The sequence below is a fragment of the Mesorhizobium sp. P2_D1 genome, from assembly GCF_056404455.1.
Genome location: NZ_JBFUDZ010000102.1, coordinates 1 through 7,097 on the forward strand (window position 1 = coordinate 1; position 7,097 = coordinate 7,097).

At 59.2% G+C, this 7,097-nt stretch carries 7 protein-coding genes; 5 read left to right on the top strand and 2 right to left on the bottom strand.

Translation table 11 applies throughout. The features are described from left to right. Window positions 1-90 precede the first annotated feature (90 nt). On the bottom strand, window positions 91-1,473 hold the full coding sequence (locus tag AC1D0I_RS31885; protein WP_477400091.1) for a CpaF family protein: 1,383 nt from the start codon (window positions 1,471-1,473) through the stop codon (window positions 91-93). A gap of 94 nt (window positions 1,474-1,567) precedes the next feature. Beyond that, window positions 1,568-2,674 (bottom strand): phosphatase PAP2 family protein, encoded by a 1,107-nt coding sequence (locus AC1D0I_RS31890; RefSeq protein ID WP_477400092.1) that lies wholly within the window; start codon window positions 2,672-2,674, stop codon window positions 1,568-1,570. A gap of 533 nt (window positions 2,675-3,207) precedes the next feature. Here AC1D0I_RS31890 and AC1D0I_RS31895 point away from each other — a divergent pair. The 5 genes from AC1D0I_RS31895 to AC1D0I_RS31915 form a co-directional block, all read left to right on the top strand. After that, window positions 3,208-3,429, top strand: coding sequence for a Flp family type IVb pilin (locus tag AC1D0I_RS31895; protein ID WP_477400093.1), 222 nt, complete (start codon window positions 3,208-3,210; stop codon window positions 3,427-3,429). A 99-nt stretch (window positions 3,430-3,528) separates the two neighbouring features. Beyond that, a complete protein-coding gene (cpaB, locus tag AC1D0I_RS31900; RefSeq protein ID WP_477400094.1) occupies window positions 3,529-4,569 on the top strand; it encodes a Flp pilus assembly protein CpaB in 1,041 nt (346 codons plus the stop codon). Window positions 4,570-4,624: 55 nt separating this feature from the next. Next, on the top strand, window positions 4,625-6,070 hold the full coding sequence (locus AC1D0I_RS31905; RefSeq protein WP_477400095.1) for a type II and III secretion system protein family protein: 1,446 nt from the start codon (window positions 4,625-4,627) through the stop codon (window positions 6,068-6,070). After that, on the top strand, window positions 6,057-6,350 hold the full coding sequence (locus AC1D0I_RS31910; RefSeq protein ID WP_477400096.1) for a hypothetical protein: 294 nt from the start codon (window positions 6,057-6,059) through the stop codon (window positions 6,348-6,350). The genes AC1D0I_RS31905 and AC1D0I_RS31910 overlap by 14 nt, the downstream gene beginning before the upstream one ends. A 72-nt stretch (window positions 6,351-6,422) precedes the next feature. Beyond that, window positions 6,423-7,097 (top strand): TadE/TadG family type IV pilus assembly protein (locus AC1D0I_RS31915; RefSeq protein ID WP_477400097.1); only part of this gene is annotated, 675 nt, incomplete at its 3' end.

The following is a 7,097-nucleotide window of genomic DNA, read 5'->3' on the forward strand; positions in this document are numbered from 1 at the left end:
GTACAGGGCCGTACAGGGCCTCGCCGGCGAGGATGACCGACGCCGCCGCGAGTGCGTAGATAAAATAGAGCAATGCCTGGCCGGACGGCATCAGAGCGCAACCTGCGGATTGAAGGCATCCTTGCCGAAATGGTGCCCCAGTGTTGCCGCTTCCGCCGCAAATCTAGGCCTGACGCCGGTGGCGCGAAATTCGCCGATGATCGTACCGTCGGCGGCGACATCGCGCCGGACGAAATGATAGATTTCCTGGAGTTGGACGACATTGCCCTCCATTCCGGTGATTTCCGAGATGGATGTCACGCGCCTGCCGCCGTCCGACAATCTTTGCGTCTGCACGATGATGTCGATGGCCGAAGCAATCTGCGCCCGGATGGACTCGTGCGTCATCGGCATCCCGGCCATGCCAACCATCTGCTCCAGCCGCGAGATCCCATCGCGCGGGGTGTTGGCGTGGATGGTGGTCATTGAGCCTTCGTGGCCGGTGTTCATCGCCTGCAGCATGTCGAAGGCTTCCTCGCCGCGCACCTCGCCGACGATGATGCGATCGGGACGCATGCGCAGCGCGTTCTTGACCAGCTCGCGCTGCCGAACCTCGCCTTTCCCTTCGACACTGGGCGGGCGTGTCTCCAGCCGGCCGACATGCGGCTGCTGCAGTTGCAGTTCCGCCGCATCCTCGATGGTGATCAGGCGCTCCCTGGACGGGATGTAGCTCGACAGCGCGTTGAGCAAGGTCGTCTTGCCGCTGCCTGTGCCGCCTGACACTAGGATCGATTTGCGCGCCTGCACGGCGATGCGCAACAGATCGATCATCGGCTGCCTGATCGAGTTGAGCGCCATCAGACGTTCGAGCGAATAAGGATTCTTCGAGAATTTGCGGATCGACACCAGCGGGCCGTCAACCGAGATCGGCCGCACGGCGATGTTGACGCGCGAGCCATCCTCAAGCCTCGCATCGACCATCGGTGACGATTCATCGACGCGGCGGCCGATGGCGGAGACGATCTTGTTGATGACGCGCAGCAAATGCGCCTCATCACGAAACCGGATTGCCGTCTCTTCGACCAAGCCACGCCGCTCGATAAAGACGCGTTTGTGAGTGTTGATCAGGATATCGGTAATGGAATCGTCCTTGAGCAGCGGCTCGATCGGCCCGAGCCCCAGCATCTCGTCGGCCGTGTCGCTGGTCAGCTGATCGAGTTCGCGGGCATTCAGCGGCACGTTTCGATTCCGAACGAATTCGCGAACGATTGGACGGATCTCATTCAGGATCTCATCCTTGGACGCATTTTCAAGAGCGGTCAGATTGAACCGATCGATCAGGTGGCGATGAAGCTCGACCTTGAGCGTCAGGAAAGCGTCGGCGCCCTCGGCGACCGGCGTCGCCGGAGACGGAACGCTGGGCAGCACTGCTACAGGCGCCGGCTCCTGCTGCGCCCGGGTCTCACTCGGTCCCTTGATGAAACGACCTAGCATCTTCCGTAAGTCTCCAATGCCGCTGAACGGATCCTATTGACTGGCCACAAGGAGTTCGCGAGGCGGTTCATTCCATAGTTAAGTAAGGTCATGATCATGCCTGCTGCTCCGACGATTGCGCTTCTTGGTAACCAGTTTGTTGCAGAGTCTCGAGTTTGGCAATCTGATGGACTGTTAGAATCGAGACGGCGGCGACCGCGAAGCCCGCAAGAATATCGACAAGGTAGTGACCGCCTTCTGGCAGCGCGGCGAGTATCAGCATGGCGTTCAACAGATAGACGGGGGGCGCCACGTAGCGAATGCCTCGCACGGAATAGACAAATATCGCAGCCAGTGCAGAGTGGAACGACGGGAAGGTCACAAGACCCTCCGGATACTGGATCAGGAACGGCTTCAACATCCGAAGTGCATGGAGCTGTTCAAGGTGGCGCGCTGAGGCATCGGGACCAAAAGAACTCAAAAGATCCGGCGAAGGATGGTAGAAATCCATAGTCCCCGCCGCCGGCACCGCCATCATGATCAGGCAGGTCAAACCACCGGCCAGCCCAAAATGCGCGGCGAATTCCTTTAGCCGGCCCGAACGGGCGGTCAAGGCAAGGATGGCTGGCAACAGCAGAAACTGAACCTTCAGGCTGAAATAGGCGTACGAAAGTACCGACACCATCCAAGGATGTTCATTCAGCCGCCCGACATATGCCACCCAATCGAAGCCCAGGGCAGCGTCACCCGCGGCCAGATATACGTCCATCAAAGGACGGCTGGTTGCGGTTGCCAAATAGGACAACAACAAAATTTCAACCGAGAAGAGAGTGATAACGCTCAATGTCACGATCAGACTCTGGAGCCTGCTTGCGACATCGCTCAACATGTCGCGATAGCGAAAGGGAGTTTTGCGAAGTTGGTAGCGCATCGCGCCAAGCGCAACCCACAGCAAGACCATAGGCATTGCTGAGATCGCAGTTCGAAGCCAAAGAACCGGCTCTACGCTTACAGTCGAAAACGGGTACCAGATCGAAACTGCAGCCGCGAGACCTGCGAGCAAGGCCAAAACAAACGCATTGAGCTGACGGCCCCGAAAACCCGCCGCTCTGCCTTGAGTCGATTGATATTCCGAACATCCCGTGGGTCCGGCGTAAGGCAAATCAGCAGTCACGTCACATCCATGATGCGACACCTGCATGACCACCTGCTCCCCACCCATTGCCGAACCGCCCACCACGATGCGTTAGCCCCCGCTAAATTCGTGACGCGGAAACTAACTGTTAACCACGCATGGCACAAGCGGCGCGCGAGGTCGCGACCAGCCAATACTTACGGCATAGTTAACAAGAAGCGCAAAAAAAAATCGTTTTATTTGGCGACACGTCAAGGCCACGCGCCGGCCTGTTACCTCACGGAACATGAACGATTGCAATGAGCCACGTCGGGTCGATACCCCCCTCGTAAGCCCTTATATATAAAGGATTATGCATATGGACTAATTTAGTGATACCGAATTCGGACGTATGGCCAAATTGTGAATGAATGGTTAAGAAGGTTGAAAAATTAATCGAATCAAGCTCTTGTAAAAACTAACCCACCCCCTGATCAGGTATTGGAAGGTTAAGGAACTGTTAATCTGTTTGACTCTGCTTTTTCGTGGGACAAGGATCGAGATGACGGGGGATGCTTGGGTATGGATTTCATCCTTGGCTCTGTCTCGTCGGGTTCAAACCTCCAGAAGGAGAAATTGGCATGAAGAAGCTCATGACGATGACCCGGCAGTTCCGCGACGACGAAAACGGCGCTGCCATGGTCGAATATTCCATCCTTGTCGGCATTATCGCTGCGGCATCGCTGCTCGCGATCCTCGCTATCGGCGGTTGGGTTGGTGATCAGTTCACCGGTCTTTGCGCCAACCTGAACACCAAGGGTGTCACGAAGGCTGGCGGCGCCGGCGGCGATTGCACACCGTAACCATAAACTCTTGGGTCGGGACCGGTCGGTCCCGGCCCAGGCTTTCTGCATCACGGAAAACTAGCATCGCCCTTTGGGGGGGCGATTTGGGGTGGGAAGATGCGTGCCAATACTCTGATCATGATTGTTCTCGCCGGCGTGTTCGGCGTACTGGCGGTGGTACTTGCCAACATCTGGCTGGCCGGCCAGCGCAATGCGATGGCACAGTCGAATGGTAGCGAGCGCGATACGGTCGTGGTGGCGGCAGTGCCGCTGAAATTCGGCGACACGCTCAGCGCCGACAAGCTGCGCGAAATTCCCTGGCCGGCGGGCGCAATACCGGCAGGCGCGTTCAAGACGACCAAGGATGCCCTGGCCGGCGAAGGCGCAAGGCAGGCGCTACAGGCAATCAGCGCAAACGAACCCGTTCTTGCCAGCAAGATCACCGGTCCCGGCCAGCGTGCCACGCTTTCGGCGGTGCTCGGCGAAGGGATGAAAGCGGTTTCCATCCGCGTCAACGACGTGCTCGGCGTTGCCGGCTTCGTCTTCCCGGGTGACCGGGTCGATGTTTTGCTGACACGCACGGCGCGCGGCGACGATGGCGCGGACAGGAGTTTTGTCGACGTGCTGCTGCAGAGCATGAAGGTGCTCGCCGTCGACCAGGTGGCCGATGAGAGCAAGGACAATCCGACGGTGGTGAAGTCGGTGACGCTCGAGGCCAGCACCAAGGATGCGCAGAAGCTGACTCTTGCAGCGGGCGCCGGGCAGTTGTCGCTGGCGCTTCGCCAGGCCGCGGCCAGCCAGGGCGAGATGACCGAACGCATAACGCTTTCCGACCTGACCGGCGAAACGCCAGCCGACGTCGCCAAAAGGCAGGCCGAACTCGACGAGAAGGCTGCGGCGGAAGCGGCGGCCGCGGAGGAGCGCAGACGCGCCGACGACAAGATAGCCGGTTTGACCCAAGCCGTGGACCGGGTGGGAAGCAAGCTCGACGATCTGAGCAAGGTGAAGCCGGCTCCGGCTGTGGCTTCTGCGCCGCAGGTGAAAGAAGTTGTCAAGGAAGTGGTCAAATATGTGCAGCCGGAACCACCGGCGCGGGCGACAGTCGGTGTGTTTCGAGGTATAAAGCTCGAAACATATGATGTGCCACGACAAAAATAACACCGGCATACTAGGATATCTGGAGTCCGAATCAGCCGGCGAGGGGGTAGCGTAAATGCGCGTGTTCTGGGGACCACTGGCGGCCTTCGTTCTAGCCTGTCTCTGTCCGTTGCTGTCGTTGAGCCTCGCGGCTCACGCTGCAGACCGCTTCATCGATGTGTCGAACCCCAGCGTCCACAAGATCTTCCTGCCGATGTCGCAATCGGTAACGATCCAGGTGAATGCCAATCTGGGTGACATCGTCGTCGGCGACGAGAAGATCGCCGATGCCCAGCCGATGACCGACCGCACGCTCTACGTCATCGGAAAGGGCGCCGGCACCACTACGGTCAATCTCTTCTCCACGGACAAGCGTTCGCTCGGCGTCATCCAGATCGAGGTCGGCGTCGACGTCAGCGACATGGCGCAGGCAATCCGCCAGGTGGCTCCAAAGTCGCGCATCGAAGTCGGTTCGGTCAACGGCAGGGTCAGGCTTGCCGGCCATGTCAAGGACGGCGCCACGCTGGCGGCAATCATGGAAGTTGCGCAGCAATATGGCCCCGATGCCATCATCAACTCCGTCATCGTCGACGACAGCCAACAGGTCAATCTGGAAGTGCGCGTGCTGGAAGCCAAGCGCAACGCCGGCCGCGATCTCGGCGTGTCGATCAAGAGCACCAACAGCAGAGGCACGACCCGTACCGGTACTGGTGTTGCCGCCGTCGACCAGGACAATATCGTGCTCGGGCCAGGCGATATGCTCAGCGGCCTCCTATCGAACTCCAATCCCTTCGGAGCCCTGATCACGCGCGTCRTCGACAACAACCTCAAGATCGATCTGATCATCGAGGCGTTGGAGGCCAAGGGCGTGGTGCGCACGCTCGCTAACCCCAACCTCACCACGCTTTCAGGCGAGCCGGCCAGCTTCAACGCCGGCGGCGAAGTCCCAATCCGCAGCATCGGCACGGATGGCCTGGTCCAGATCGATTTCAAGCAATTCGGCGTCAACCTTACGTTCACGCCGATCGTGCTCGACGACGGTAAGATCCATATGAAGCTGGCGCCGGAGGTCAGCGACCTGACCGGCTTCACAACCGCCGGCGACCCGATCTTCACCAACCGTAAGCTTGCGACCGTGGTCGAGTTGCGCGACGGCCAGAGCTTCGCCGTGGGCGGACTTCTGTCGAGCAAAACCACCAAGCTTCAGAACCAGGTGCCGTGGCTCGGCCAGGTGCCGGTTATCGGGACGCTGTTCCGCAATTCGAGCAACCAGCAGGAAGAAACCGAACTCGTGGTCATCGTCACGCCGCATGTCGTGCGGCCGGTTAAGCCCGGCGAACAGCTGGCGACACCGTTCGACAAGACGCGGCCCGCCAACGACCCGGAGTTCTTTATCCTCGGGCAGCTCGAGGTGAACAAAGACATGATCCGCAAATATGAAACCGGCGACGGCGTCACCGGCCCCTATGGCCACATGCTCGACTTCAAATCGAAGGACAAGATGCTCTATGTCAAGAAATAGCGCCCTGATCCTCGTTCTGTGCGCCGGCGCGCTGTCGGGCTGCGCCGCGGACTATCTGAACAACTACGATTCGGTGACCTTGGCCGCCGGCGACACGCAGAAGTTCAATTCGCTGCTGCAGACGGTCGACACGCTCAACCCGGCTTCAAAGAACACGAAGATCGAAGGTGACGGCACCCGCGCCGCCAATGTTGGCGAGAACTACAAACATCCACCACCGCCGCCGGCGCCGCCGCCTATCACGGTCAATGTCGGCAACTCGGGTGTGACAACGCAGTGAACTGAACGGAAGGATGCGGAGGCGCCGGGCATGCGAAGGGCCCTGGCGCAAGGTGAGAGAGAGAGTAAGGTCATGTTGGGGGCCATTCGTGCGTTCTGGAACGATCAACGCGGCGTAGCGATGATCTTCGTGGCGATAATGTTTCCGGTTCTGATCGGTTTTTCCGTGCTGGCCATCGATATGGCCAGGCTCAACGGGCTTCACAACGATCTGCAGAAAGGTATCGATGCGCTTGCGCTTGCGACAGCTTCAGAGCTTGATGGCAGGGCGGATTCGATTGACCGAGCCAACCGGGCGGCGACTACTCTCCTCAGCAACACAACCAAATTTTCAACGGCAGACAATCACACACTGGCTCTTGCCGATGTCACGATCAAATACCTGACCGGGATACCCGCCAGCGATGACACCACTTTGACTGCTGATGGCGTCGACTCCACTGGCCATGATTGGTCAAGCACCGACCCGAAAGCGGTGCAGTTCTCCTTGGTGACGGTGAACGCGTCCGGTTTGGCTGATGGTGCCGGCGCATTTGCGACGATCTTTCCGGCAAGCATGATTGGCAGCGCCAACACCATGGACATCCAGCCACAAGCCGTGGCCGGGTTCGTTCAGTCGATCTGCGAAACCGTGCCGATCTTCATGTGCAACCCGTTCGAGACGGCCGACCCGTTGACCAGCAAGACGATTCAGCAAGCCTTCGCGTCGGGAGACACCTATAGTCGGGAATTCCGCATTCTGAAAGTG